The following is a 24360-nucleotide window of genomic DNA, read 5'->3' as shown; positions in this document are numbered from 1 at the left end:
ATCGAATTCGCCGAGGGCACGCCATCTTCGCCGGGCCATAGATCGGATGTCTATAGGCGTGCAGCCCCCCAGAGCCTGGCACACGTCAACGTCACCCCGGCCACACGTCACGGCGGGCGAGAATCGATCCTATGTATCGAATGTTATTCGATGGATGAGCTGCACCGGAGAGCGCCGGGGACCGGCCCCCGCCCGCGACCGGCCGGCGGTCCCGCGCCGCACCGTGCCACTCGTCCACGATCACGACGATGTCGAGGATCCGTGGCCCGTGCACTTTTTCGACACGGTCCATTTCGATGCCGCTGGTGGCCGACGGGCCCGAGATGAGCGTCAGCGGCCGGTACGGATCGAGCAGACTCAGCGTCTCGGGCACGTCGGGTGCGATCTGGTCGGGCAGCAGAGTCAGGGCCCGGCGGCGCTGGCCGGGGCCGTGGTCGAGGGCGACCGTGCCGGTGACGGCGATGGCGGTGGCGCCGGTGGTGATCACGGCGTCCACCGCGTTCAGCTGACCGACCGTCAGGGCTGGAGCGTCCTCCAGCCGCGACCAGGGCCCTTCCGGGAGCAGGTCTTGGGGGAGGCCGGGTGGCACGACCACGGACCGCGCTCCGGTGCGTGCCAGCGCTCGGCCGACAGCGGTCGCCGTCTCCGCTGCCGGAACCCTGACCACTGTGGCGCGATGCTCGGCGGCGCGCTCGACGAACAGCCCGACGATTGGCTCACAGGGCCCACACCACCGGCAGCGATGCGTCCGCGCCGTCCGCGGAGTAGTCGTGGACGACGTCCAGCAACTCGGCCATTCTCGCCTGCCAGGTGATGTTGACCGGCAGCTTCTCCAGTCCGGCGATCATCGCCGGATAGTCCTCGACCTCCAGCACATGGAACAGGTCGGTGCCACTGCGCCAGATCGTCCACTCGCTCACTCCGGCGGCGCGGATGGCTTCGGTCAGTTCCTCGGGCACCTCGCGGTGCGCCGCCTCGTACTCCTCGACGCGGTCGGCACGGACCTTGGTGTGCAGGGCGATCCTCATGACAGCTCCTTCGGCGACGCGGCTCCTTGGACCGCTGCGGATAACGGGACAGGGATGTCCGAGGACAGCAGGCCCTCGGCACGGAGGTCGTCCCATACGGCGTGCGGGATCGGGCGCCGCAGCTGCTCCACGGTGTCGTGCACTTCCTCCGGCGAGCGGGCGCCGGTCAGGACGCTCGCGACGGCGGGATGACCGAACGGGAATTGCAGGGCGGCGGCGCGCAGCGGCACGCCGTGGCGTTCTGTGACGGCCAGCAGCCGCAGGGCCCGGTCGACCACCGGCTGCGGCGCGGAAGCGTAGTCGTAGGTGGCGCCGGGCCGTGGAGCTGTGAGCAGACCAGAGTTGAAGACGCCGCCGACGACGACGCTCCGGCCGCGGGCGGCGGACTCCGGCAGCAGCTCGGCGAGCCCCTCCTGCTGCAGCAGGGTGTAGCGGCCGGCCAGCAGCACCATGTCGATGTCGGTCTCGCGCAGGAAGCGGGCGGGCAGCGCGGACTGGTTCATCCCGACGCCGATCGCCCCGACCACGCCTTCGCCGCGCAGCCGCTCCAGCGCCGGATACGCCTCCCGCAGGGCCTGCTCGGCGTGATCGTCCGGGTCGTGCAGCAGGGCGATGTCGACCCGGTCCAGGCCGAGGCGCTCCAGGCTCGCCTCCAGGGAACGCAGCACTCCGTCGGCGCTGAAGTCCCAGGCACGGCGGTGAGTGGCCCGGACGGCGAAGCCGTTGGCGAGGTCGTCGCCCGAGCCGGCCTCCGCGTACGGCACGAGGAGTCGGCCCACCTTGGTGGACACGGTGTAGGCCTCCCGGGGGCGGCCGCGCAGCGCGGAGCCCAGTCGGCGCTCCGACAGGCCGAGTCCGTAGTGGGGCGCGGTGTCGAAGGCGCGGATGCCGGCGTCCCAGGCCGCGTCCACCGTGGCGTGGGCGGCCGCGTCGGTGACCGGGTGGTAGAGGTTGCCGAGGGCGGCGCAGCCCAGCGCCAGTGGGGAGACCCACACATTGCTGCCGCCCAGCCTCGCCGTCCTCACGGACGGACCGCCGGGCGCGGCCGCAGCCCCTGCATGCCGCCGTCCACCGCGAGCGTGGTGCCGGTGACGGACGCCGCGGCGGGACTCGCGAGGTAGACGATGGAGGCGGCCACCTCCTCCGCGGTCACCAGACGGCCCATCGGCTGACGGGCGCCCAGGGCGGACCGCTCGCCCTCCGGATCGTCGGCGGCGGCCAGGAGCCGCGCCACCCAGGGGGTGTCGGCTGTGCCGGGGTTGACGCAGTTGACGCGGATGCCCTCACGGACGTGGTCCGCGGCCATGGCCAGGGTCAGGGAGAGCACGGCGCCCTTGCTGGCGGAGTACAGGGCCCGCTGCGGCAGTCCGGCGGTGGCAGCGATGGAGCAGGTGTTGACGACGGCGGCGTGTGGGGACCGGCGCAGATGGGGCAGGGCGGCGCGGGTGGTGCGGACCACGCCGAGGACATTGACGTCGAGGACGCGGTGCCACAGCTCGTCGGGGTTGTCCTCGACGGTGCCGACGGCGCCGATGCCCGCGTTGTTGACGAGGATGTCGATGCCGCCCAGTTCGGTGGCCGCGGTGTCCACGGCGGCGCGCACCGAGGTGTCGTCGCTGACATCGGCCTTGACAGCGAACAGCGGCTCGGGCATCCCGGCCGGTTCGAGGTCGAGTACGGCCACGGCCGCGCCCCGCGCCGCGAGCGCTCGGGCGGTGGCGAGCCCGATGCCGGACGCGCCGCCGGTGACGAGAGCCCTGAGCCCGGTCAATCCGGTCATGCCGCATCCTCCTGCTCGGCGCGGTCGGCGACCCAGAAGGTGCCGTCCGGGTAGCGGTACTCGGCGATGGACTCCTCCCGCATGGTGGCGGAGAAGCCGGCGGCAAGTGGCGCGGCGTAGTGGCCGTCGCGCATCACCACGGGCGTAGTGAAGTGCTGGTGGAGGTGGTCGACGTACTCGATGACCCGGTTCTCGGTGGTGCCGGACAGCGCGAGGTAGTCGAACATCGACAGGTGCTGCACCAGCTCGCACAGACCCACCCCGCCGGCGTGCGGGCAGACCGGCACCCCGAACTTCGCCGCGAGCAGCAGGATCGCCAGGTTCTCGTTGACGCCGCCGACCCGGGCCGCGTCGATCTGGAGGACGTCGATGGCATCGGCCTGGAGGAGCTGCTTGAAGACGACACGGTTCTGCACGTGCTCGCCGGTGGCCACCTTCACAGGGGCGACCGCCCGACGTACGGCGGCATGGCCGAGGACGTCGTCAGGGCTGGTCGGCTCCTCGATCCAGTACGGCTCGAACTCCGCGAGCACCTTGGTCCACTCGATCGCCTCACCCACGTTCCACCGCTGGTTGGCGTCGACAGCGATGCGGATGCCGTCCCCAACGGCGGCACGGGCGGTGCGCAACCGCCGGATGTCGTCGTCGGCGTCGGCCCCGACCTTGAGCTTGATCTGGGTGAACCCGTCGGCCACGGCCTGCTTGGCCAGCCGGGTCAGCTTCTCGTCGGAGTAGCCGAGCCAGCCCGGGGAGGTGGTGTATCCGGGGTAGCCGCGCTCCAGCAGGACCGCCTCGCGCTGCGCGAGCCCCGTGCGGCCCTCGCGCAGCAGAGTGAGGGCATCCTCCGGGGTGAGCGCGTCGGCGATGTAGCGGAAGTCGATCTGAGAGACCAGCCACTCGGGCGAGGCGTGCGCCAGCAGCCGCCACAGTGGCTTGCCCTCCCGCTTGGCGGCCAGGTCCCATACGGCGTTCACCACGGCGCCGATCGCCATGTGCATCACGCCCTTCTCGGGTCCGAGCCAGCGCAGCTGGCTGTCGCCGATCAGGTCACGGCTGAGCGAGCCCGGGTCGGCGCACAGCTCGTCGACGGAACGGCCCAGCACATGCGGGTGCAGCGCGTTGATCGCGGCCACCTGGACGTCGTTGCCGCGCCCGATCGTGAAGGTGAAGCCGTGGCCTTCGTGTCCGTCGCCGGCGTCGGTGCGCAGCACCACGTACGCGGCGGAGTAGTCGGGGTCCGGGTTCATCGCGTCGGAGCCGTCCAGCTCCCGCGAGGTGGGGAAGCGGACGTCGTAGGTGTCGAGCGCGGTGATCCGGGCGGGGATCGCAGTCAAGGGGGTGTTGCCTTTCACGCTTGGGCGAAGGTCTGACGCTGGCTGCCGAGCCCGTCGACAGAGAGCTCGACCGTGTCGCCGGGACGCAGGAAGGGGGCGCCGGGAAGACCCAGAGCCACGCCCGCGGGCGTACCGGTGTTGATCACGTCGCCCGGCTCCAGGACCATGTACTGGCTCAGGTACGACACGATGTGGTCCACCGGGAAGATCATGTCGCTGGTGTGACCGTCCTGCCGCTTCACACCGTTGACACTCAGGTGCAGACCGAGGTTCTGCGGGTCACCGACCTCGTCGGCGGTGACCAGCCAGGGACCGAGCGGGTTGAATGTCTCGCAGGACTTGCCCAGGTCCCACTGCGGCGAGTACTCCAGCTGGAACTCGCGCTCCGAGACGTCATGGCTGATCGCGTAGCCGGCTATCACAGCCCGCGCTGCCTGCGGACCGTCGAGGTAGCGGGCCCTGCGGCCGATGACGACCGCGAGTTCGACCTCCCAGTCGGTCTTCACCGAGCCGCGGGGGACCAGCACCTGGTCGTACGGTCCGACGACTGTGCCCGGGTCCTTCATGAACACCACCGGACGCCCGGGGATCGCCGCGCCGGTCTCGGCGGCGTGGTCACGGTAGTTCAGACCGACGCAGACGACCTTGCCGGGACGGGCGACGGGCGCCGCGATCCGGAGGCCGTCCGCGTCCAGTTCGGGCAGCTCACCCATCGCGACCGCAGCCCGGGCCCGGCCGAGTCCGTCCGAGGCGAGGAAGGCACCGTCGATGTCGGAGGCCACGGGGGACAGATCGAGCAGCCGGCCGTCGTCGGTTCGAACGGCGGGCCGTTCCTCACCGGGGGCGCCGACGCCTAGCAGTTTCACAGGGCAGCTCCCTTGCCGTGGAGGGTCGTGGTCAGGGATGGCGGTCAGCCGCGCGGATCGCGCCGGCCATAGGGCCGGACCATACGAAGGGCTTCGATCGCCTGACGCCCTGAGTCATCGGATGAATGGTGGCAGCGCGACTGTAGACGCAGGATTGCCACACTGGCAATAGACACCTTGGATGTATTGGCCTGCCGCCGGTCATGCCATCCACCCAAAACGGCATGAACACGTAATCACGCACGCCATACAAGCGTTGAGCTCGATGCGCCATCCGATGAATTCCGGGTGAGGTCACAGAACCAGGTCACGCCCGGAGAGGAGGTTCGCCCGAGCGCCGTCCGCGCGCCTCGGAGACGGAAGCGGCCCCCAGGACGCCCGGCAGAAAGCGTCGACCGCGACCGTCCGGGCGGTGTCGTTGCCGAATCGTGAACTGTCGACGCAGCCGACCCGTGATTCAAAGGAACAGGAAAGACGCAGGTCAACACGGGTACGGCAGAGCAGCCCAGGCTGCTGTGCAAGCCTTGTGGCGGCCAGTGGCGCAGTGGTGCGCAAATCGCTGGGGGTGAACTCTTGTCAACGTCGGCAACGCCGCCGTAACGTCCTGCGTGGCCGAGATACATCGGAGGAATACCTCGCCTCCTTGGGCATGTTTTCGTTCGGTGCGCGGAGTCGGCCACTCGCCCTCCGCCACCTCGGCCGCCGCCCGACCCCACTCCCGACGCTCCCTGGCGTCCGCACAGGCCCTGTGCCGGACCGGCCTCTTGCCCGGTCGGCGTACTCGCCCCGCCGACGCGTACGCCACCCCTTTCACCGTCGCCCTGCGGCTCCCCGCCCTGGCTAAGGAGAAATCACGGCCATGAAGCTCGCTCGCACCCGCTCCACCGCCGCAGCGGCCACTGCCGTCCTCGCGGTACTGGCTCTCGCCACCGCGTGCAATCGTGAAAGCACAGCCAAGACCGCCTCGGGCGGCGACAAGCCCGCCATCGGCATCGACCTTCCTCGTGCCGACTCCGACTTCTGGAACTCCTACGCCCAGTATCTGAAGAAGGACATCAAGTCCGACGGCGTCAACACCCTGCCGCTGAGCAACTCGCAGAACGACGTCACCAAGCTGGTGGCCAATGTCCAGGTGTTCCAGAACACCGGGGCCAAGGCCGTCGTCATGGCGCCCCAGGACACCGGCGCCATCGCCTCCACCCTCGACACCCTGTCGGCCGCGAAGATCCCGGTGGTCAGTGTCGACACCAGGCCGGACAAGGGCGACGTCTACATGGTGGTCCGCGCCGACAACCGGGCGTACGGCACCAAGGCCTGCGAGTTCCTCGGCAAGCAGCTCGGAGGCAAGGGCAAGGTCGCCGAGCTCCAAGGCGCTCTGGACTCCATCAACGGACGTGACCGGTCCGAGGCCTTCGCGGAGTGCATGAAGACGAAGTTCCCCAATATCAAGGTCTTCGAGTTGCCCACCGACTGGAAGGGCGACGTCGCCTCCGCCAAGCTCCAGTCACTGCTCGCCCAGCACCCGGATCTGAACGGCATCTACATGCAAGCCGGCGGCGTCTTCCTTCAGCCCACCCTGGCCCTGCTGGAGCAGAAGGGCCTGCTCAAGAAGGCAGGCGAGAAGGGTCACATCTCGATCATCTCCAACGACGGCATCCCGCAGGAGTTCGACGCCATCCGCAAGGGCCAGATCGACGCCACTGTCTCCCAGCCCGCCGACCTCTACGCCAAGTACGCGCTGTACTACGCCCAGGCCGCTGCCGAGGGCAAGACCTTCAAGCCGGGCAAGACCGACCACGACTCCACCCTCGTCAAGATCCCCAACGGCCTGGAAGACCAGCTGCCCGCGCCGCTGGTGACCAAGGACAACGTGAACGACAAGTCCCTGTGGGGCAACAACGTCGGCTGACGGCCGGCAGACCGAGCCCGCTGTGTGGAGGGACGGACGGTTCCCTCCCTCCAACCGCGTCCCACCCGTTCCCCGGCCCGCAGCCCTGTACACGAAGGACGGCATCCATCATGGCGGACACCGCGACCGCCCCGGCGACCGGCCCCGGGCACCCGGCACCGGTGGCCGAAGCGACCGGCATCAGCAAACGATTCGGGGCGACCGTCGCCCTGCGCGACGCCCGCATCAGCATCGCCGCGGGCGAGTCGCACGCCCTGGTGGGACGCAACGGCGCCGGCAAGTCGACGCTCGTATCCATTCTCACCGGCCTCCAGCGGCCCGACACCGGTTCCCTGCGCTTCGCGGGCGACCCCGCGCCCGCGCTCGGCGACATCGACGCCTGGCGCTCCCGCGTCGCCTGCGTCTACCAGCGCTCCACGATCATCGGTGAGCTGACCGTCGCCGAGAACCTGTTCCTGAACCGACAGAGCGCCGGCCCGGTACGGCCCATCCGCTGGAAGCAACTGCGACTGCGCGCCGATGAGCTGCTCGGCGAGTACGGCGTGGCCGTCGATCCCGCCGCGCGCGCCAAGGACCTGACCGTCGAGCAGCGGCAATTCGTCGAGATCGCCCGGGCGCTGTCCTTCGGCGCCCGCTTCATCATCCTCGACGAGCCGACCGCCAAACTCGACGCCCGCGGCATCGGCCGGCTCTTCGACAAGCTCCGCGACCTCCAGGACCAGGGCGTCGCCTTCCTGTTCATCTCCCACCACCTGCAGGAGGTGTACGACCTCTGCACCACGGTCACCGTGTACCGCGACGCCGCTCACATCCTCACCGCTCCGGTGGCCGAACTCGGTCACCAGGCACTGGTCGAGGCCATGACCGGAGAGTCCGCCGCGACGGGCACCGCCGCGGAGAGCCCGGCCCCCGCCGCACGGGCCGGCTCCGCGGAGCTGCTGGCGATCGACGGCCTGACGCTGCCCGGCACCTGTGAGGGCCTGTCCTTCAAGGTCCGCTCGGGCGAGGTGGTCGGGCTCGCCGGAGCCACCGCCAGCGGAAACGTGCAGGTGGGCGAGGCCATCGCCGGTCTGCACCGCGCCAAGGACGGCAGGATCTCGGTCGACGGCAGGAGCGTGCGCACCGGCAGCGTGCCGTCCGCCCTCGCCGCCGGAGTCGGGCTGGTGCCCGAGGACCGCCACCTCCAGGGGCTGGTGAACAACCGCAGCGTGGCGGAGAACGCGACGCTGACCGTCACCGACCAGCTCGGCCCGTTCGGCACGGTGCTGCCCGGCCGCTCCAGGGCCTTTGCCCGGCGCATGATCCGCGATCTCGACATCAAGACCCCGGGAGCCGCCGCCCCGGTCTCCGCCCTGTCCGGCGGCAACCAGCAGAAGGTTGTCGTCGCCCGCGCCCTGGCCACCGACCCGCGTGTTCTGGTGGCCATCCGGCCGACCAACGGCGTGGACGTCAAGTCCAAGGAGTTCCTGCTCGGCAGGATCCGGCAGGTCGCAGGCGGCGGCAAGGCCGCGCTGATCGTCTCCGACGAACTCGACGACCTCAGGGTGTGCGACCGGGTCGTCGTCATGTTCCACGGCCGGGTGGTCGCCGAGTTCGGCCGCGGCTGGAAGGACGAACACATCGTCGCCGCCATGGAGGGCGTCGGCGTCACCATCGCATCCACCGCATCCGGCATCGACGAGCACGGAAGGTAGTCATGTCCGCCACTACAGACCTTATCGAGTCCGCAGCGAGCGCGACGGAGCCGGCCGCCGCGGACACCAGTCACCGTCGAGTCGACGTCAGCCGCTTCCGTGAACTGTCCCTGATCCCGGCCATTCTCGTCCTGATGGTGATCGGGTTCATCGTCTCGCCTGCCTTCCTCACCGCCGACAACCTCATCGGCGTGGCCCAGCAGTCCACCGAACTGAGCCTCCTCGTGCTCGCCACTGCGCTCATCCTCATCGTGGGCCGGATGGACCTGTCCCTGGAGTCCACCATCGGTGTCGCTCCCGTCATCGCCGTCTGGCTGGTCCTGCCCACCAGCGGGGGCCGGTTCAACGGGCTCGGCCTCTTCCCCGAGTGGACGGCGGTCCCGCTCTGCCTGCTGGTGGGCGCGGTGATCGGCGCCGTCAACGGCTTCCTCATCCTCAAGCTGCGGCTCAACGGGTTCATCGTGACCCTCGGCGCCCTGACCATGCTCCGCGGCCTTCAAGTCGCCCTCTCCGAGGGCCAGTCCATCATCGACCTGCCGCCCTCCTTCACCTACCTGGGCAAGGCCTCCTGGCTGGGTGTGCCCGCCGCCATCTGGGTCTGCGTGATGCTCTTCGCGATCGGCGGCAGTGCGCTGGCCTGGCTGCGGCACGGCCGGGCGCTGTATGCGATCGGCGGCAACGCGGAGGCGGCCCGCACCGCCGGCATCAAGGTCGACCGAATCGTATGGACGGTGCTGATACTCGGCAGCGTGCTCGCCGCGTTCGCCGGTATCCTCTACAGCGGCCACTACGGCTCCATTTCCGCCACCCAGGGCAGCGGCTGGATCTTCCAGGTCTTCGCGGCGACCGTCATCGGCGGGGTGAGTCTCAACGGCGGCAAGGGCTCCGTGTTCGGCGCCCTCACCGGCGTCCTCACGCTCCAACTCGTCGTCAACGTTATGACGTTGGCGGGCGTACCGCCGCTGTGGAACCAGTTCCTCAACGGCGCCATCATCATCGTCGCCTTGATCATCTCCCGCTTCGCCTCCGGCGAGAAGCAGGAGTAACCGCAGCCCGTGAGCCGGTCCGCCCGGCCCTGGACGAGGCGGGCGGAACGGGCGGCGGCCGCACACCCCCCGGCACGGAGAGGCAAGCATGTGGCACTGACCGACGAGGCCATCGACAAGATCAAGGCGATGATCGTCGCCGGCGATCTCGCGCCAGGCTCCCGCCTGCCCAAGGAGGAGACCCTCGCCGGGCAGCTCGGCCTGTCCCGCAACTCGCTGCGCGAAGCCGTCCGGGCCCTGACCGCCATGCGGATCCTGATCACCCGGCAGGGCGACGGCACGTACGTCTCCAGTCTGGAGCCCCATCTCCTGCTGGAGAGCCTCTCCTTCGCCGCCGACGTCTCCCAGGGCCGGACCGTCCTGCAACTGCTCCAGGTGCGCCGACTGCTCGAACCCCAGGCAACGGGGCTGGCCACCGCTCTGCTGCAGCCGGAGGACCTTGGGGAACTCCGCGACATCCTCGACCGGTGCCGGTCCGCCGCCACCGTCGAGGAGTTCGTCGCCCACGACATCGAGTTCCACCTCAGGATCGCCGAGGCCGTCGGCAACCCGGTGCTGTCGATGCTGCTGCGCGTGCTGTCCACCCGCACCCAGCGCGTGCGCATCGTCCGAGGCAGCCGAACCGGTCATGCCCTCGACAACGCCCACCGGGAGCACGAGGAGATCCTCCGTGCGCTCCGGGCACGTGACGCCCTGCTGGCCGCGTCCGCCGCGACCGTCCACATCACCGCCGTCGAGCAGTGGTTGGCGACCAGCCTGAACGACAACTCGCTGCACCCCATGGACGGCTGACTGCCCGTCTCGACGGTTACGGCGCGCTGCTCCACGGCACGCTGTCTTCCCTTATGGGCTGTGGGCGGAGGTGAATGCACTCTTGGGAGGTGCCGCAGGTAACCCGCGCGGTCATGCGTGACCTCGCCGACCGGCTCGGCGAGACCGTCAATCTCTTCGTCATCCGCGACATCCACCGGATCTGCGTGGCCCATGAGGAGAGCCCCCACCCGCTCCGCCACGCCGTCGACGTCGGGGACGACCAACCGCTGTGGGCCGGCGCATCCTCGAAGATCCCGCTGCGCGACGCGCCCCAGGCGCTTCAGCGCCGCGTCGCTCTCGCATCACCCCACGGTGAGTCGATGACGCCGGCCTCATCGACGTCTCGCGCGTGGTCCTCGACTCCGCTCACGTGCGGGCTAAAAAAAGGGGCGAACTCACAGGTCCGAGCCCCGTTGACCGGGGTAAGCCGGGTTCCAAGATGCACATCCTGTCGGGCGCGAACGGACTGCCCTGGTCGTCGGCGTCTCGGCCACCAACACCCACGACAGCGAAGCACTGAAGCCCATGGTCCAGGGTCACCAAACGAGCCACGCCCCCACCGCGGCCGCCACTTCCAGCCTCAGCACCTGCACGCCGACAAGGCGTATGACATCCCGCACCTGCGCAAATGGCTACGAGGCAAGCGCACAGGACACTGTCTTAAGGACGCGGGCCGTGAAACGGAAGGTCCGCTGCCCCGGTGTGACGCACCGGGGCAGCGGACCTTCATGGCGCAGCTCTGAGCTGGTCAGCCGATGGGGTTGACGAAGGTGGCGGGGCGGGTGGCGCTGCGCTGGTCGACGAGGCTGTCGGTCTCCCAGGGCCACTCGATCTTGAGGGACTTGGTCTCGTTGGGCGGGGTGATCTCGACCCAGGCCGGCTGGTAGAAGCCCTCTTCCTCCTTGGTGAAGGCGAGGTTGAGGGTGAACTCGGTGCTTTGGCCGGCCTCCACCTCTATGGGGCTCCACTTCTGCGAGGAGCGGGCCAGGGACCAGCGCTCGCCGCCGTTGATCGAGGTCAGGTCCACACCGGGGAAGCCGCCGATCCTGCAGGAGCTGGTGCCCTTGTTCATCAGCACGATGGTGGCGGTCGTCGCGCCGCCCGCGCTCTCCTCCGGGACCGGGAGCGCGTCCTCACCCGTGGCGAACGCGGCCTCCAAGTCCTGGGTGTGGCAGCGCTCGACGCCCGCGTGCGCGCTGCCGCCGCCTTCGGTGTCCTTGGCGTCGGAATCCTGCGCACCGCCGGAGGAACCCGAGGGGCTGCTGGACCCGGCCGGGGCCGTGTCGGCCTGGCCCGCTGCCTTCTCATCACCGTTGCAGGCCGTGAGGGTCAGGGCGGCGGCTGCGGTCAGGACCGCGGCGGCGACGCGGAAGGAGCGACGGCGGGCGATGCGGGCAGTGGTGTTGGAGCGCATTTCGGGTCCCCCCGGAGAGGTCGGTGTCGTGGTCTGCTCGGTACGACAACAACTCTGACCGGGGCCACTACCGCAACACTGCCGCCTCGCTAACATCCGGCTAACGCGACTGTGACCAGGGGAAAGACGCCAAGGGGAACGGAGGAGCCTGTGGGTGCCGGGAATCATGTCGCCCGGGCTGACCTCCTGGTTCGGATCTGTCAAAGACCAGCAGGATGCAAGCCGTTCTGAGTCAGCATGCCGGTTCGTGGCGATACGGCTGATTTACCTGCTCGTCTGCCAGACCTTCCGACGGCTTGCCCTGTTCGCCCGCTCGAGTGCAGCGAAAGACGCTGAGGTCTTGATGCTCCGGCATCAACTCGCCATCGCGCGGCGATCCACGCCACCGCCTCGCTTCTCCCGGAGCGACAGGGACGTCATGGCGGCACTGCTCCGACTCGTCAGCAAGCAGCAGCGGCGTACCCAGGTGGCCCCCTGCTGGTCACTCCGCGATCGGTCCTGCGCCGGCACGCACGACTCATCGCCACTGCGGACCGTCCCAGAGCGGGAAGCAACACCTTGATTCCCTGCAAGCCCTCAGTCCCGCATGACCTCGGGTTCGTGTCGGCGCAGCAGGCGGGCCACCGCGAAGCCGCAAACCAGCCCGATGGCCAGGAGCGCACCGAGGTCGATGCCCCACTGGGTGACGGTGTGGGCCCACAGCGGGTCGACCTCGTCCGGCTTGTCGAGATTCCAGGGCGGCATGGTGTGCGCGAGGTCGAGTGTGGTCCCGGCGCCGGCGACCGCCCAGCGGGCGGGCATCAGCCAGCCGATCTGTTCGATGCCCGGAGAGTCGAACAGTTTGAAGAGGGCCCCGGTGAAGACGACCTGGACGACGGCGAACATCACGAGCAGCGGCATGGTCTTTTCCGGGGTCCTCACCAGCGCGGAGATGACCAGACCGAACATCATGGTGGTGAAGCCCAGCGCGCTGATGACCACGCAGACCTCGACGGCCGTGGGCATGAGCAGTCCCTGGGTGGGCAGTTGACGGACGGAGAAGCCGATCGCGCAGATGACGACACCCTGCATTGCGGTGATCAGGCCGAGGACGATCACCTTCGACATCAGATACGCGGATCGGGACAGCCCCGTGGCTCTCTCCCGTTCGTAGATCACCCGTTCTTTGATCAATTCACGTACGGAGTTGGCCGCGCCGGAGAAGCACATTCCGACGACCAGCACCAGCAGAATGGTTCCGGACTCCTGGTTGTAGCGGAACCGGCTGTCGGGCGGAGGCGGGACGAGTCCGTATGTCGCCGGAACCAGACAGCTCACTCCGCCCAGCACGGCCGGGAGCAGCAGCATCAGCGCCATAAAGCCCTTGTCGGAGGCGATGACCGACACATAACGGCGCATCAGTGTCCACAACTGGCCCATCCAGCCCTGTGGTTTGGGCCGCAGAGCTCGCGCGTGCGGCTGCGTCGCAGGGGCGCCCGGCTGCTGCGGCGGGACGGCCGAGTCGATCTCCGCGGCGCACCGGTCGTACTGCCGGGAAGCCCGCCAGCGCACGCCCCAGTCGTCGTCGCGATGGTCCTCGAAGGCGGAGAAGACATCGGCCCAGCCGTCGTGACCGAAGAAGTCCAGGGCCTCGCCCGGGGGGCCGAAGTACGCCACGGAGCCACCGGGCGCCATGACCAACACCCGGTCGCACAGGGACAGTTCGGCGACCGAGTGCGTCACCACCAGCACGGTGCGGCCGTCGTCGGCGAGCTCCCGCAGCAACTTCATGACATTACGGTCCAGGCCCGGGTCCAGACCGGAGGTGGGCTCGTCGAGAAAGAGCAGGGAGGGCTTGGTCAGCAGTTCCAGGGCAACGGACACCCGTTTACGCTGACCGCCGGAGAGCGAGGCGACCTTCTTGCCCCGGTGAACGTCGAGTCTGAGCTCCTGGAGCACCTCGTCGATACGGGCCTTGCGCTCGGCCGCCTTGGTGTCACGTGTCCTGGCCATCATGCAGGCAGAACCCGAACGGCTATGGCGCTCAAGGGAGATCGCCGAGCTCCTTGGCGACGTCACCCTCGTCGCCACCGAGCGACAACTCGCCCCTAACTACCCGATCTTGGGGAAACTGCACCAGACCAGAACAGCCACACCCCCTGAACTTCACTGTTCCGTCACACCAGGCCTTGGTCGGCCTCGGACTCGAATGGGCACGCTGAACAGGCGGTGCGGCCTGGCGGACCGACGCGGGCCGACGCGGATCGGCGGGGGCCGGGGGCCCAAGACGTCGTCTCCCTCTCTCACCTGACCATCTGCCATGGACAGACTCCGTCGGCCACCTACCGCACCGACGGTACTGCCGGTCAGCGCCCGCTCCTGACGGAGAGGCGCCTCCGGAAGAGGACATCCTCTCCGGCGCCAGTTCGTGTTGAAGTCCTGACGATACCGTTACCGAATGTTGCCCAATTCTCCACCTGGCGCCGCCAACGTCCACGCACGTGAAACACTCCCCATTTCTTCCTCCAGCGCTGAGCGCGGCGACCCGTCGACGTTTCCTCACCGTCACGGGTGCCGCCGCCGGGCTCGCCCTTTCCGGCATGCTGCCCGGGATCAGCCCCGCCACCGCCGCGACCACCTCCGCCACCAAGCAGGACCCGTTCACACTCGGAGTCGCCTCCGGCGACCCGCTGCCGGACGGTGTCGTGCTGTGGACCCGTCTCGCCCCTGACCCGCTGGCGCCCTTCGGCGGCATGGACCAGCGGACCTACTCGGTCCTGTGGGAGATCGCCGCCGACGAGCGCTTCAGCCGGGTGGTCCAGCGCGGGACGGCGAAGGCCGCACCCGAGTACGGCCATTCCGTGCATGTGGACGTCCGCGGCCTCGAACCGGCCCGCGAGTACTACTACCGCTTCCGCACCGGCGGGTTCGTCAGCCCGGCCGGCCGGACGAAGACGGCTCCGGCGCCGGACCAGCTGCTGCCGAGCATGACCCTCGCCGTCGCCTCGTGCCAGGCCATCTGGGAAGGCTGGTTCACCGCCCACCGCGACCTGGCCGCCCGCCACCACGACGTGGTGCTGTTCCTCGGCGACTACATCTACGAGTTCGGCAACGATCGCGGCGTCCGCCCCGGCGACGACGACCCGCTGCGGACCCGTCAGACCGTCACCCTGGACGAGTACCGCCAGCGTTACGCGTACTACAAGACCGACCCCGACCTGCAGGCCGCGCACCACACCGCCCCGTGGATCGTGGTCTTCGACGACCACGAGGTCGCCGACAACTGGGCCGACCGGTACGCCGGGAGCACGCCCCCCGACCAGTTCCTGGTCCGGCGGGCCAACGCGTTCCGCGCCTACTGGGAGAACCTGCCGCTGCGTGCACCGCAGTTCCCGGCCGGTCCCGAGATGCAGCTCTACCGCCGCCTGCGATACGGGCGGCTGGCTGAGTTCTCCATGCTCGACACCCGCCAGTACCGCAACGACCAGGCGAACGGCGACGGCATCAAGGCGCCCAACGAGGCCACGGCCGACCCCACCCGCTCCATCCTCGGCTTCCCCCAGGAGAGATGGCTGCTCGACGGCCTCACCGCGTCGCAGTCCACCTGGAACGTCCTCGGCCACCAGACCGCCATCACTCTCCTCGACACGGTCTCCGGCCCCGGCGTGGCCGTCCCGATGGACGCCTGGGACGGGTACAGCGCATCGCGCGACCGCCTCCTCGGCGGCATCGACGAGCGCGGCGTCCAGAACGTGGTGAGCCTCGCCGGCGACCTGCACCGCACGGTGGTCAGCGACCTCGCGCTCGACTTCACCGACCCGGACTCGAAGGTCGTCGCCACCGAGTTCGTCGGCACCTCCATCTCCTCGGCGCAGGACGGCGAGGACCTGGACGCCGGCGGGCGGGTGCTGCTCGAGGAGAACCCGCACATGAAGTTCGGCAACTTCCAGCGGGGCTACATCAGTTGCGAGATCACGCCGGACCGCTGGATGTCCGAGTTCCGGGTGTGCGACCGGGTCACGGTGCCCGAAGGCACCGTGAGCACCCGCACCAAGCTCGCCGTCGAGAGCGGCGTCGCCGCCGTTCAGCAGGCCTGAGAAGAGGAACGACCATGAAGAAGACCTTGACCGCCGTCGCGGTCGCGGGCGTGCTGACCGCCGGCATGACCCTCGCCGCTCCCACGCAGAACGCCGTCGCCGCCCCGGGCGGCAAGACCCGCTCGGACGTCGTGATGTCGGCTTCCCCCGCAGCGTTGTCCGCCAACGAACTGCCGTGCCTGCCCACCTCGATCGCGGTGACCTTGACCAACACCGGCACCCAACCCGTCTTCGCGGACGCCACCCTGAAGGCCGAGGCGCCGCTCGTCCTCTCCGACACGATCTTCCAGACGTACCTGCCGCCCAACAACCCGGCCCAACCGGTGACCAAATCGTTCGGCGTGCTCGTTCCGCGCGGGACGAGACCGGGGACGTACGAGGTCACCGTGACCAGCGGCAAGCAGAAGGAGGTCGTCCCGGTCACGGTCCAGCCGGTCCCCGAGCGCGGGCCCGGGGCCAACCTCGCCTACGGCGAGCAGGCCATCGCCTCCTCCACGCACGGTAACTTCACGCTCTGTGGCGCCGTCGACGGTGACAAGGACCAGAGCCACTGGGATACCCTGACCGGCTGGAACGACGCCACCCGGGACGTCTTCCCCGACTGGTACGGCGTGGAGTGGCCGACGGTCCAGACGGTCAACCGGGCCGAGCTGTGGACCAAGACACCCGCCGCCACGAGCGGTATCCGGGATTTCGACATCCAGGTCCGTGACGGCGACACCTGGCGCACCGTCGCGCAGGTCGTGGGCAACACCGAGGAGCACGTCGTCACCACGTTCTCCGCCGAGCAGACCGACGCGGTACGCGCCTTGATCCACTTCGGCGGCGGCAACTACTCGCGCCTCGTCGAACTCGAGGTCTACGGCCCGCAGTAGAAACCCGAGCGCGACGCCGGGGCGTCCTGCCTGTTGACCCAACGGGCCGGGGCGTCCCGGCGCCCGATGGTCTCCCCTTCGCGCGAGGCTTGTGTTGAACTGTCCCGACATAATCCGTACACGACAATGGGGTGAATGCGATGCCTCTTGAGGGCGAGTACGAGCCGAGTCCGGCGCAGTGGGTGCGCGAACAGGTCGAGCTGTATGAGAGTTCGGGTGGCACACAGGGCACAACGCTCTGGGACACGGGCCTGCCGGTCGTCATTGTCACGATGCGCGGCGCGAAGAGCGGCAGGATCCGCAAGATTCCGCTGATGCGCGTGGAGCACGAGGGGCGGTACGCGGCGGTGGCCTCGAAGGCCGGCTTCCCGCGCCACCCGGTCTGGTACTTCAACCTCAAGGCCGACCCGCAGGTGGTTCTCCAAGACGGCCCCAGACGCCAGGGCATGATGGCCCGTGAGCTCAGCGGGGACGAGAAGGCCCAGTGGTGGCAGCGCGCGGTCGCCGCGTATCCGCCGTACGCCGAATACCAGGAGAAGACCTACCGCGTGATCCCTGTCTTCCTACTCGAACCCGAGCACCTCGCCGCGCCGGCGAAGGCCCCGGCACCGACGAGGAACTGAGCTTCGGACCCCGCTCGCTCGGCCCGGCAAAGCGCCGCGCGGCTGGGGATACGAGCCCGGCGCCGGCCTGGGCAGGGCTCGGCGTGGGGCGCGGGCCCGAGGGGCAGCATTCCTTCGCCCTGGGCGCGGGGCGCGTGCCCGAGGTGGGATCAGGCCATCCAGCAGATGGGGCAGTGGCTCCGCCGGCACCTCGGCGCGTGAGCAGAACGTGAACCTGACGGTGGGGCCTGCCGGCCGAGCCCACCACACCACCAGAATGCCGGTGACCGGACCGCCGGTCTCCGGCATCCTGCTGACTATGCCGGTCGGCATGCGGTTTCGCGTCCGACGCTGTTCCGCAGGCCGCCACCCCCGGCCCCTCGATGCCACAAGGGAGTGCGCGATGGGAATGTACGAGGATGTCTTCCGCGCCAGTACGGAAGACCCGGAAAATTTCTGACTCAAGGCGGCGGAGGGCATCGACTGGGATGTCGCGCCGCGACGCGCCCTGGACTCCTCGGGCGCCCCCTTCTACCGCTGGTTCCCGGACGGGCGGCTCAACGTCTGCTTCAACGCGCTCGACCGGCACGTGGACGCCGGCCGGGGCGATCAGCCCGCGCTCGTCTACGACTCCCCCGTCACCGGCACTCGGCGCACCTACACGTACGCTCAGCTGAGGGATGAGGTGGCGGCCTTCGCCGGAGCGCTCGCGCAGCTCGGCGTGGGGCGCGGCGACCGGGTGGTGATCTACATGCCGATGGTTCCCGAGGCCGCGGTCGCGATGCTGGCCTGCGCACGGATCGGCGCGGTCCACTCCGTCGTCTTCGGCGGGTTCGCCCCGCACGAACTCGCGGTCCGTATCGACGACGCGGCCCCCAAGGTGGTCGTCTCCGCCTCCTGCGGCATCGAGGGCAAGCGTGTCATCGCGTACAAGCCGCTGCTCGACCGGGCGATCGAGCTCGCCGTCCACCAGCCGGAAAAGCGGGTGATCCTGCAACGCCCGCAAGTAACAGCCGAGTTGGAGCCCGACGATCTCGACTGGGCCGACATGGTCGCCACCGCGCCCCCTGCCGACTGCGTTCCCGTGCACGCGAACGATCCGCTGTACATCCTCTACACGTCCGGAACGACCGGAAGGCCCAAGGGAGTCGTGCGTGACTGCGGCGGCTACGCGGTGGCCCTGCACTGGTCGATGGGCGCCGTGTACGACGTGGGCCCGGGCGAGGCGATGTTCACCGGCTCCGATGTCGGCTGGGTCGTCGGGCACTCGTACATCGTCTATGGGCCGCTGCTGGCCGGGGCGACGACGGTCCTGTACGAGGGCAAGCCGGTCGGCACCCCGGACGCGGGCCAGTTCTGGCGGGTCGCTGACGAGTACCGGGTCAAGACCATGTTCACTGCGCCCACGGCCTTCCGAGCCATCCGGAAAGAGGACCCGAAGGGCTCGCTCACCGCGGACTACGACCTGTCCGGCCTGCGCTACCTCTTCCTCGCCGGCGAGCGCCTCGACCCCGAGACCTACCACTGGGCAAGCGCCCTCCTGAACATCCCGGTGATCGACCACTGGTGGCAGACAGAAACCGGCTGGCCCATCGTCGCCAACCCGGTCGGCGTCGAAGCCGCCCCCCTCAAGCCCGGCTCCCCCACCCGCCCGCTGCCGGGCTGGGACGTCCGCGTCCTCGGCCCGTCCGGCGAGCCGGTGCCCGCGGGCGTCGATGGCGCGATCGTCGTGAAACTCCCCCTGCCGCCCGGCGCACTGCCCACCCTCTGGAACGACGACGAGCGCTACGTCGCCTCCTACCTCTCCGCCTACGACGGCTACTACCTGACCGGCGACAGCGGCCACATCGACGAGGACGGCTACGTCTTCGTCATGGGCCGCACCGACGACGTCATCAACGTCGCCGGACACCGCCTGTCCACCGGCAGCATGGAAGAGGCCCTGGCCGCCCACCCCGACGTCGCCGAATGCGCCGTGATCGGCGTCGCCGACGCCCTCAAGGGACAGGTACCGCGTGGCTTCGTCGTCCTGAAAGCCGGCATCAGCCGCGAACCGAGCGAGGTCGAGGCCGAACTCGTCCAGCTCGTACGCGAGCGCATCGGCGCCGTCGCCTCCCTCAAGGACGTCGCGGTCGTGGCCGCCCTGCCCAAGACCCGCTCGGGAAAGATCCTGCGCAAGACGATGCGCGGCATCGCCGACGGCCACGACGAACCCATCCCCTCGACTGTGGACGACCCCAGCATCATCGAGGGCCTGCGCCCCGTTCTCCGCCGCGCCGACGACACCCCGTGAACAGCTGACCGACGGCCTGCCCGGCGGTGGCGAAGTGGCGCGCACCACCGGGCGCCGGCGGCCGACCCACTCGGCCGGAGTGAGGGCGTACCGCGGGTCGGCTCCGGGTCGGTCGCTGCCACGACGATCGCCCTGCCGACGACGGCGGCGCGACTCGCCAGGCGGCGACACGGTCCGACCCCCGACACCCGCTTGCGCCCGCCAGCCCCACCACATAATATTACGATCATAATCCTTCAAGGGGGGCTGATGACGACTGCGTCATCGGGCCTACAGGCAAGAACGCCGGGCTTCCACCCGGCCGACCATGCACACCGCCACTCGGCCCCCAGCGATCAACCACCCACCCCTGAGGAATCACGCATGCTGAACGCCCTGTGGACCCCGACCACCGCCGGAGAGATCTCCCTGCCGCACCGACTGGCGATGGCCCCCCTGACCCGCAGCCGGGCCACCCCGGACGGCGTACCGACCGCGCTGAACGCCGAGTACTACGCCCAGCGCGCCTCGCACGCCCTCATCATCACCGAGGGCACCCAGCCCTCCGCCGACGGCCAGGGCTACCCGGTGACCCCGGGCATCTACACCGAGGAACACATCGCGGGCTGGCGCAAGGTCACCGACGCCGTACACAAGGCCGACGGGCGCATCGTCATCCAGCTCATGCACGTCGGGCGCATCTCCCACCCCGACAACACCCCCCACCACCGGCAGCCGGTCGCCCCCTCCGCGATCAAGCCGGCAGGCCAGATGTTCACCGGCTCCGGGATGCAGGAGATGCCGGAGCCGCGCGCACTGTCCACCGAGGAGGTCGCCGCGACGGTCGACGACTTCCGGCGCGCCGCCGCGGCCGCCATCGCGGCCGGCGCCGACGGCATCGAGATCCACGGCGCCAACGGCTACCTGGTCAACCAGTTCCTCTTCCCCAGCACCAACCAGCGCACCGACCAGTACGGCGGCTCCCTCGACAACCGCATCCGCTTCGCGGTCGAGGTCGCCACCGCCGTAGCCGACGAGATCGGCGCCGGCCGCACCGGCATCCGGATCTCCCCCGGCAACCCCTTCCAGCTAGGCGACCTCACGGAGGACGACCCCCACGAGCTCTACCCGCACCTCCTGCGCGCCCTCGCCCCCCTCGACCTCGCCTACCTGCACCTCGCCCACGGCGGCGACGAAGAACTCCTCGCCACCCTCCGCAAGCTGTGGCCGACCACGCTGCTCCTCAACCGGGCCGGCACCGACATACCCACCCGCGCCAAGGACATCGAGAACGGCATCGCCGACGTCATCACCGCGGGCTCGATGGCACTCGCCAACCCCGACCTGGTCGAGCGCATACGCGCAGGCGCACCCCTGAACACCCCCGACCCCGCCACCTTCTACGGCGGCGGCGCGGCCGGATACACCGACTACCCCGCCTACGCCGCCTGACGAAACACCTGCGGCGCCCAAGAGGGGACCACCGGCCCCGGGCACCTGGAAAGGTCGGCGGTGCGCGTCGGCCGGGCAACCCGAGGAGTCACGGGTTGCCCGGCCGACGTGTGCTGCAGGCGTTTTATTCCGTACCCGGACCCGGTTCACCGGTCGCCGCCGAGGGTCACCCTCAGGAGAGAGGCACCGGGAAGAGCAGGCAGCTACTGGTGGCGTGGGCGAGCAGACGATCCGTCGCGTCGACCAACTGCGCCTGCGCGAGAGCGGTTTGACGCCCCTTGCTGACCACTGTGCCGATGGCGCGCACCGTGCCCGTGTCCACGGTGATCCGCCGCAGGAACTTCACGGTCAGGTCGAGTGAGGTGTACGCCATCCCCAGCGGCAGCGTGGACTGGACGGCGCAACCCGCGGCCGAGTCCAGCAGGGTGGCGAAAATGCCGCCGTGCACGCTGCCGATCGGGTTGTAGTGCTCCTCACCCGGTGTCAGCGAGAAGACCGCCCGGCCGGGCTCCACCTCGTCCAAAACGAAGTCGATGGTGTAGTTGATGGGCGGCCCCGGCAGATGCCCCGCCCGCACCTCGCGCAGGAAGTCGATACCGGCCATGCGTCCGGCGGCTTCCGCCAGGATCGCGGGATCATCCCATCGATACGTACGTGTCCGCCCCACGGCGCCGAGCCTTTCCATCTGACTTTTTCAAGCGAAGCTAGCGTCCTGTCGACCTGACTGTCAATGACGAAGTCAGGGCCTTACGATGGCGGGATGGAGTGGCTTGAGGCGAGCACGGAGAACTGCCCCATTCAGCGCACACTGGACGTGGTCGGGGAGAAATGGACGTTGCTGATCCTGCGTGACGCCGTCAACGGAGTCCGCCGCTTCGACGACTTCCGCCGCCACATCGGCCTGTCAGAGGCCGTTCTCAGCGACCGCCTCCGGAAGCTGACCTCGGCCGGCATCCTGAAGACCATCCCCTACCAAATACCCGGCAGCCGTTCCCGCAACGAGTACCACCTGACCCGCAAGGGCTGGGGCCTGTGGCCCGCCCTGATGGCACTCAGCCAGTGGGGCGAGACATACACCCTCGGCCCCGAGGGCCCCGTCCTGGACGTACGCCACACCAACTGCGGCGCCCCGGTCCGCGTCGCCGTCGAGTGCTCGGCGGAGCACTCCGCCCTCACCCCCGGGGACGTCACCGCCCGACTGGGACCGGGAGCCCGCCTGCGGTCGTGAGGCATGAACCGCGGAATCGCGGGCCAGATGACGGGGGACCATCAACCGGCATCACCCCGCCCGCACCCAGGCCAGGATCCACTCGGTCGCCGCGGCGCCCGCACCGCGGTCGGGAGTCGGCGCCTCGCCTCAAAGCCGCAGTCCAGGCACCTTGGCTGCCGATCATAATATTACGCATGTCAGGCCATGGACTAGGCTGGATGCGAGGAACGGCCTTACGGAGCGAATGGAGAAATCCTGTGGTGCGCTATGCCAAGGAGCACAAGCAGGTGACGCGGCAACGGATCATCGAAAAGGCCGGCCATCGGTTCAAGCAGGACGGGATAGACGGCTCCGGCATCTCCACGCTGATGGCCGACGCCGGGCTCACCAACGGCGCCTTCTACGCCCACTTCGCATCCAAGGACGACCTCGTGGCCAATGTTGTCGCCGAGGAACTGAGCACACAGGTGGCGACGTACGGCACGCTGCGGCCCGGCCGTCCGGGACTCGAGGACCTCATCCGCGACTATCTGTCGCCCGAGCACCGTGACCAGCGAGGCGCCGGATGCCCCTCCGCCGCCCTGCTCGACGAGATCGGCCGCTGCGCGGACGTCACCAAGCAGGCGTACACCGACGGCGCGAGGGCCATCGTGGAAGAGATCGCCGCCCGTCTGGCGCCTGCGGATCCGCAGTCCGCTCGCGGCAAGGCCATCGGGCTCTTCACCATGATGGTGGGGACGCTGCAACTGTCCCGCGCCCTCTCCGACCGGAATTTCGCCGACGAGGTTCTCGAGCAGGGAATCGAGAACGCCCTCAGGTTCATGCACTGAGAGGGACGACCGAGCCGCAGCAGCGTGGCCGTCGGCCTCCGTCGGGCCATGGGCGAGGACATCGAGCCGAGCCCGGATACGATGAAACGGTCCCGCGCCCCCGCGCGCCCGCACATGACGGCTCGCGGCCACTCCCGGACTCGCGAAGAGTGCCTCTCCGACCTCGACTCATGCCGACCGGTTGACGGGCGGCGACCACCCGGACCGGAGAAGCCTCCAACGCCCCCAGCACAGGCGCCGCCCGTCCCTCACGCCCACTACCGCTCAAGGAACTCGAGGGCTTCCGCCACGAACTGCTCGTGGAACTGGAAGATGCCTCCATGGCCGGCGTCGGGGTAGATGACCAGGTCGGCGTTCGGCAGTCGCCGGGCCAGGCCGACCGAGTTCTTCGTCGGCACCATCCTGTCACTCTCGCCGTTGACGACGAGCACGGGCTGGTGGATGACGGAGAGGTCCTGGGGCTGCGCGAGCCCCCAGCGGTGGATGGCCTTGAGCTGGGCGAAGTACGAGGCGAGGGAGATCGCCTTGTCCCGGTCGTGAGTGCGCTCCTTCAAGCGGGCCAGGAATTGCTTTCCGGCTCGGCGCCCGCCCGCGGTGCGAGTGAAGAAGAGAAACTGCTTCGGGTCCTGGAGGGTGAACAGTGCCCGGACGGTGTCGAGGTGGGACAGCCGGGTCACGTTCTTGATGCCCTCGCCGCCCGCGGGACCGGTGCCCGTGAGGATCAGCCTGCGGACGAGCTGCGGTTTCTCCTGCGCGATCACCTGGGCGATCATGCCGCCCATCGAGAAGCCGTGGATGTCGACGTACTCGAGCCCGAGACCCCGGATGAAGGTGACGGCGTCGTTCGCCATCTCCTGGATGGTCTTCGGCGTCGAGCCGGTGGTGGCGCCGACGCCCCTGTTGTCGAAGGTGATGACGCGGTGCCTGGCGGCGATGCCGTCGACGACCCGGGGGTCCCAGTTGTCGAGGACCGCGGCGAGGTGGGTGATGAAGACCACCGGAACGCCGGTCCTGGGACCGAGGTCGCGGTAGGCGAAGGTCACTCCCCCGGCGGTGAGGGTGCGGGTGGGTGCGTTCTTGTGCGACGTCACCACGTCGCCTCGTACTCCTTGTGCGTCGTTCACGGCCGTGCCCTTCTACATGGGGTTTTCCACGACTG

General features: G+C 69.3%; 19 protein-coding genes and 3 pseudogenes. 12 read left to right on the top strand and 10 right to left on the bottom strand.

What is annotated here, in order from left to right; translation table 11 throughout:
- Nucleotides 1-91 precede the first annotated feature (91 nt).
- The 6 genes from PV419_RS40670 to PV419_RS40645 form a co-directional block, all read right to left on the bottom strand.
- A complete protein-coding gene (locus tag PV419_RS40670; protein WP_319697694.1) occupies nt 92-595 on the bottom strand; it encodes an LUD domain-containing protein in 504 nt (167 codons plus the stop codon).
- 121 nt (nt 596-716) lie between these two features.
- Nucleotides 717-1028, bottom strand: coding sequence for an L-rhamnose mutarotase (locus PV419_RS40665; RefSeq protein ID WP_319697692.1), 312 nt, complete (start codon nt 1026-1028; stop codon nt 717-719).
- Nucleotides 1025-2053 (bottom strand): aldo/keto reductase, encoded by a 1029-nt coding sequence (locus tag PV419_RS40660; RefSeq protein ID WP_319697691.1) that lies wholly within the window; start codon nt 2051-2053, stop codon nt 1025-1027. Before PV419_RS40660 ends, PV419_RS40665 begins: the two co-directional genes overlap by 4 nt.
- A complete protein-coding gene (locus PV419_RS40655; RefSeq protein WP_319697689.1) occupies nt 2050-2808 on the bottom strand; it encodes an SDR family NAD(P)-dependent oxidoreductase in 759 nt (252 codons plus the stop codon). The genes PV419_RS40660 and PV419_RS40655 overlap by 4 nt, the downstream gene beginning before the upstream one ends.
- The gene (locus PV419_RS40650; protein ID WP_319697688.1) at nt 2805-4142 is read right to left on the bottom strand and encodes an L-fuconate dehydratase; all 1338 of its coding nucleotides are present in this window, start codon (nt 4140-4142) and stop codon (nt 2805-2807) included. The genes PV419_RS40655 and PV419_RS40650 overlap by 4 nt, the downstream gene beginning before the upstream one ends.
- Nucleotides 4143-4156: 14 nt before the next feature.
- On the bottom strand, nt 4157-5008 hold the full coding sequence (locus tag PV419_RS40645; RefSeq protein WP_319697686.1) for a fumarylacetoacetate hydrolase family protein: 852 nt from the start codon (nt 5006-5008) through the stop codon (nt 4157-4159).
- A gap of 859 nt (nt 5009-5867) precedes the next feature.
- On the opposite strand from PV419_RS40645, the gene PV419_RS40640 reads away from it, so the two are divergent.
- From PV419_RS40640 to PV419_RS53535, 5 genes and pseudogenes are all read left to right on the top strand, one after another.
- The gene (locus PV419_RS40640) at nt 5868-6917 is read left to right on the top strand and encodes a sugar ABC transporter substrate-binding protein (protein WP_319697684.1); all 1050 of its coding nucleotides are present in this window, start codon (nt 5868-5870) and stop codon (nt 6915-6917) included.
- Between the two features lie 110 nt (nt 6918-7027).
- Nucleotides 7028-8611, top strand: coding sequence for a sugar ABC transporter ATP-binding protein (locus PV419_RS40635; protein WP_319697682.1), 1584 nt, complete (start codon nt 7028-7030; stop codon nt 8609-8611).
- A gap of 2 nt (nt 8612-8613) precedes the next feature.
- Nucleotides 8614-9657 carry an ABC transporter permease gene (locus tag PV419_RS40630; RefSeq protein WP_319697680.1) on the top strand — a complete coding sequence of 348 codons (1044 nt, stop codon included), beginning with the start codon at nt 8614-8616 and terminating at the stop codon, nt 9655-9657.
- Between the two features lie 90 nt (nt 9658-9747).
- Nucleotides 9748-10449: a FadR/GntR family transcriptional regulator gene (locus PV419_RS40625; RefSeq protein WP_319697678.1), complete on the top strand. Its 702-nt coding sequence runs from the start codon at nt 9748-9750 to the stop codon at nt 10447-10449.
- A 337-nt stretch (nt 10450-10786) separates the two neighbouring features.
- A pseudogene (locus tag PV419_RS53535) lies at nt 10787-11171 on the top strand (transposase); the annotation flags it as partial.
- 47 nt (nt 11172-11218) lie between these two features.
- Here the strand turns inward: PV419_RS53535 and PV419_RS40615 are convergent.
- Together PV419_RS40615 and PV419_RS40610 are read right to left on the bottom strand one after the other, a co-directional pair.
- Entirely contained in the window at nt 11219-11884 is a 666-nt protein-coding gene (locus PV419_RS40615) for a DUF4232 domain-containing protein (RefSeq protein WP_319697676.1), read from the bottom strand.
- A gap of 576 nt (nt 11885-12460) precedes the next feature.
- Nucleotides 12461-13861: pseudogene (locus PV419_RS40610) on the bottom strand (ABC transporter permease); the annotation flags it as partial.
- Between the two features lie 503 nt (nt 13862-14364).
- Between PV419_RS40610 and PV419_RS40605 the strand changes: the two are divergent.
- The 5 genes and pseudogenes from PV419_RS40605 to PV419_RS40585 all read left to right on the top strand — a co-directional run bounded on the left by PV419_RS40605 (nt 14365) and on the right by PV419_RS40585 (nt 21161).
- Entirely contained in the window at nt 14365-15960 is a 1596-nt protein-coding gene (locus tag PV419_RS40605; RefSeq protein ID WP_319697674.1) for an alkaline phosphatase D family protein, read from the top strand.
- A 14-nt stretch (nt 15961-15974) separates the two neighbouring features.
- Nucleotides 15975-16835, top strand: coding sequence for a hypothetical protein (locus PV419_RS40600; protein ID WP_319697673.1), 861 nt, complete (start codon nt 15975-15977; stop codon nt 16833-16835).
- A gap of 140 nt (nt 16836-16975) precedes the next feature.
- The gene (locus PV419_RS40595) at nt 16976-17458 is read left to right on the top strand and encodes a nitroreductase family deazaflavin-dependent oxidoreductase (RefSeq protein WP_319697671.1); all 483 of its coding nucleotides are present in this window, start codon (nt 16976-16978) and stop codon (nt 17456-17458) included.
- A gap of 382 nt (nt 17459-17840) precedes the next feature.
- Nucleotides 17841-19730 (top strand): annotated as a pseudogene (locus tag PV419_RS40590) (propionyl-CoA synthetase).
- Nucleotides 19731-20093: 363 nt separating this feature from the next.
- Complete coding sequence (locus tag PV419_RS40585) at nt 20094-21161, top strand: alkene reductase (protein ID WP_319697669.1); 1068 nt, start codon at nt 20094-20096, stop codon at nt 21159-21161.
- Between the two features lie 172 nt (nt 21162-21333).
- Here PV419_RS40585 and PV419_RS40580 read toward each other — a convergent pair whose 3' ends face one another.
- The gene (locus PV419_RS40580; RefSeq protein WP_319697667.1) at nt 21334-21828 is read right to left on the bottom strand and encodes a PaaI family thioesterase; all 495 of its coding nucleotides are present in this window, start codon (nt 21826-21828) and stop codon (nt 21334-21336) included.
- A gap of 93 nt (nt 21829-21921) precedes the next feature.
- On the opposite strand from PV419_RS40580, the gene PV419_RS40575 reads away from it, so the two are divergent.
- Nucleotides 21922-22389, top strand: a complete 468-nt coding sequence (locus PV419_RS40575; protein ID WP_319697666.1) for a helix-turn-helix domain-containing protein — start codon at nt 21922-21924, stop codon at nt 22387-22389.
- A gap of 239 nt (nt 22390-22628) precedes the next feature.
- On the top strand, nt 22629-23201 hold the full coding sequence (locus tag PV419_RS40570; protein ID WP_319697663.1) for a TetR/AcrR family transcriptional regulator: 573 nt from the start codon (nt 22629-22631) through the stop codon (nt 23199-23201).
- Between the two features lie 257 nt (nt 23202-23458).
- On the opposite strand, the gene PV419_RS40565 is transcribed toward PV419_RS40570, so the two are convergent.
- Nucleotides 23459-24295, bottom strand: a complete 837-nt coding sequence (locus PV419_RS40565) for an alpha/beta hydrolase (protein ID WP_319697662.1) — start codon at nt 24293-24295, stop codon at nt 23459-23461.
- Nucleotides 24296-24360: the final 65 nt, after the last annotated feature.

Origin of the sequence: Streptomyces sp. ME19-01-6 (genome assembly GCF_033793745.1) — a bacterium.
Lineage (GTDB): Bacteria > Actinomycetota > Actinomycetes > Streptomycetales > Streptomycetaceae > Streptomyces.
Note: the sequence above shows the minus strand (reverse complement) of the source record. Positions and strands in the feature narration are given on the sequence as shown.

Excerpts from the sequence above, each read along its gene's own strand:
- PV419_RS40575 (WP_319697666.1), top strand. The coding sequence starts at position 21,922 with ATGGAGTGGCTTGAGGCGAGCACGGAGAACTGCCCCATTCAGCGCACA.
- PV419_RS40600 (WP_319697673.1), top strand. The coding sequence starts at position 15,975 with ATGAAGAAGACCTTGACCGCCGTCGCGGTCGCGGGCGTGCTGACCGCC.
- PV419_RS40585 (WP_319697669.1), top strand. The coding sequence starts at position 20,094 with ATGCTGAACGCCCTGTGGACCCCGACCACCGCCGGAGAGATCTCCCTG.
- PV419_RS40595 (WP_319697671.1), top strand. The coding sequence starts at position 16,976 with ATGCCTCTTGAGGGCGAGTACGAGCCGAGTCCGGCGCAGTGGGTGCGC.
- PV419_RS40635 (WP_319697682.1), top strand. The coding sequence starts at position 7,028 with ATGGCGGACACCGCGACCGCCCCGGCGACCGGCCCCGGGCACCCGGCA.
- PV419_RS40615 (WP_319697676.1), bottom strand. The coding sequence starts at position 11,884 with ATGCGCTCCAACACCACTGCCCGCATCGCCCGCCGTCGCTCCTTCCGC.
- PV419_RS40655 (WP_319697689.1), bottom strand. The coding sequence starts at position 2,808 with ATGACCGGATTGACCGGGCTCAGGGCTCTCGTCACCGGCGGCGCGTCC.
- PV419_RS40665 (WP_319697692.1), bottom strand. The coding sequence starts at position 1,028 with ATGAGGATCGCCCTGCACACCAAGGTCCGTGCCGACCGCGTCGAGGAG.
- PV419_RS40630 (WP_319697680.1), top strand. The coding sequence starts at position 8,614 with ATGTCCGCCACTACAGACCTTATCGAGTCCGCAGCGAGCGCGACGGAG.
- PV419_RS40640 (WP_319697684.1), top strand. The coding sequence starts at position 5,868 with ATGAAGCTCGCTCGCACCCGCTCCACCGCCGCAGCGGCCACTGCCGTC.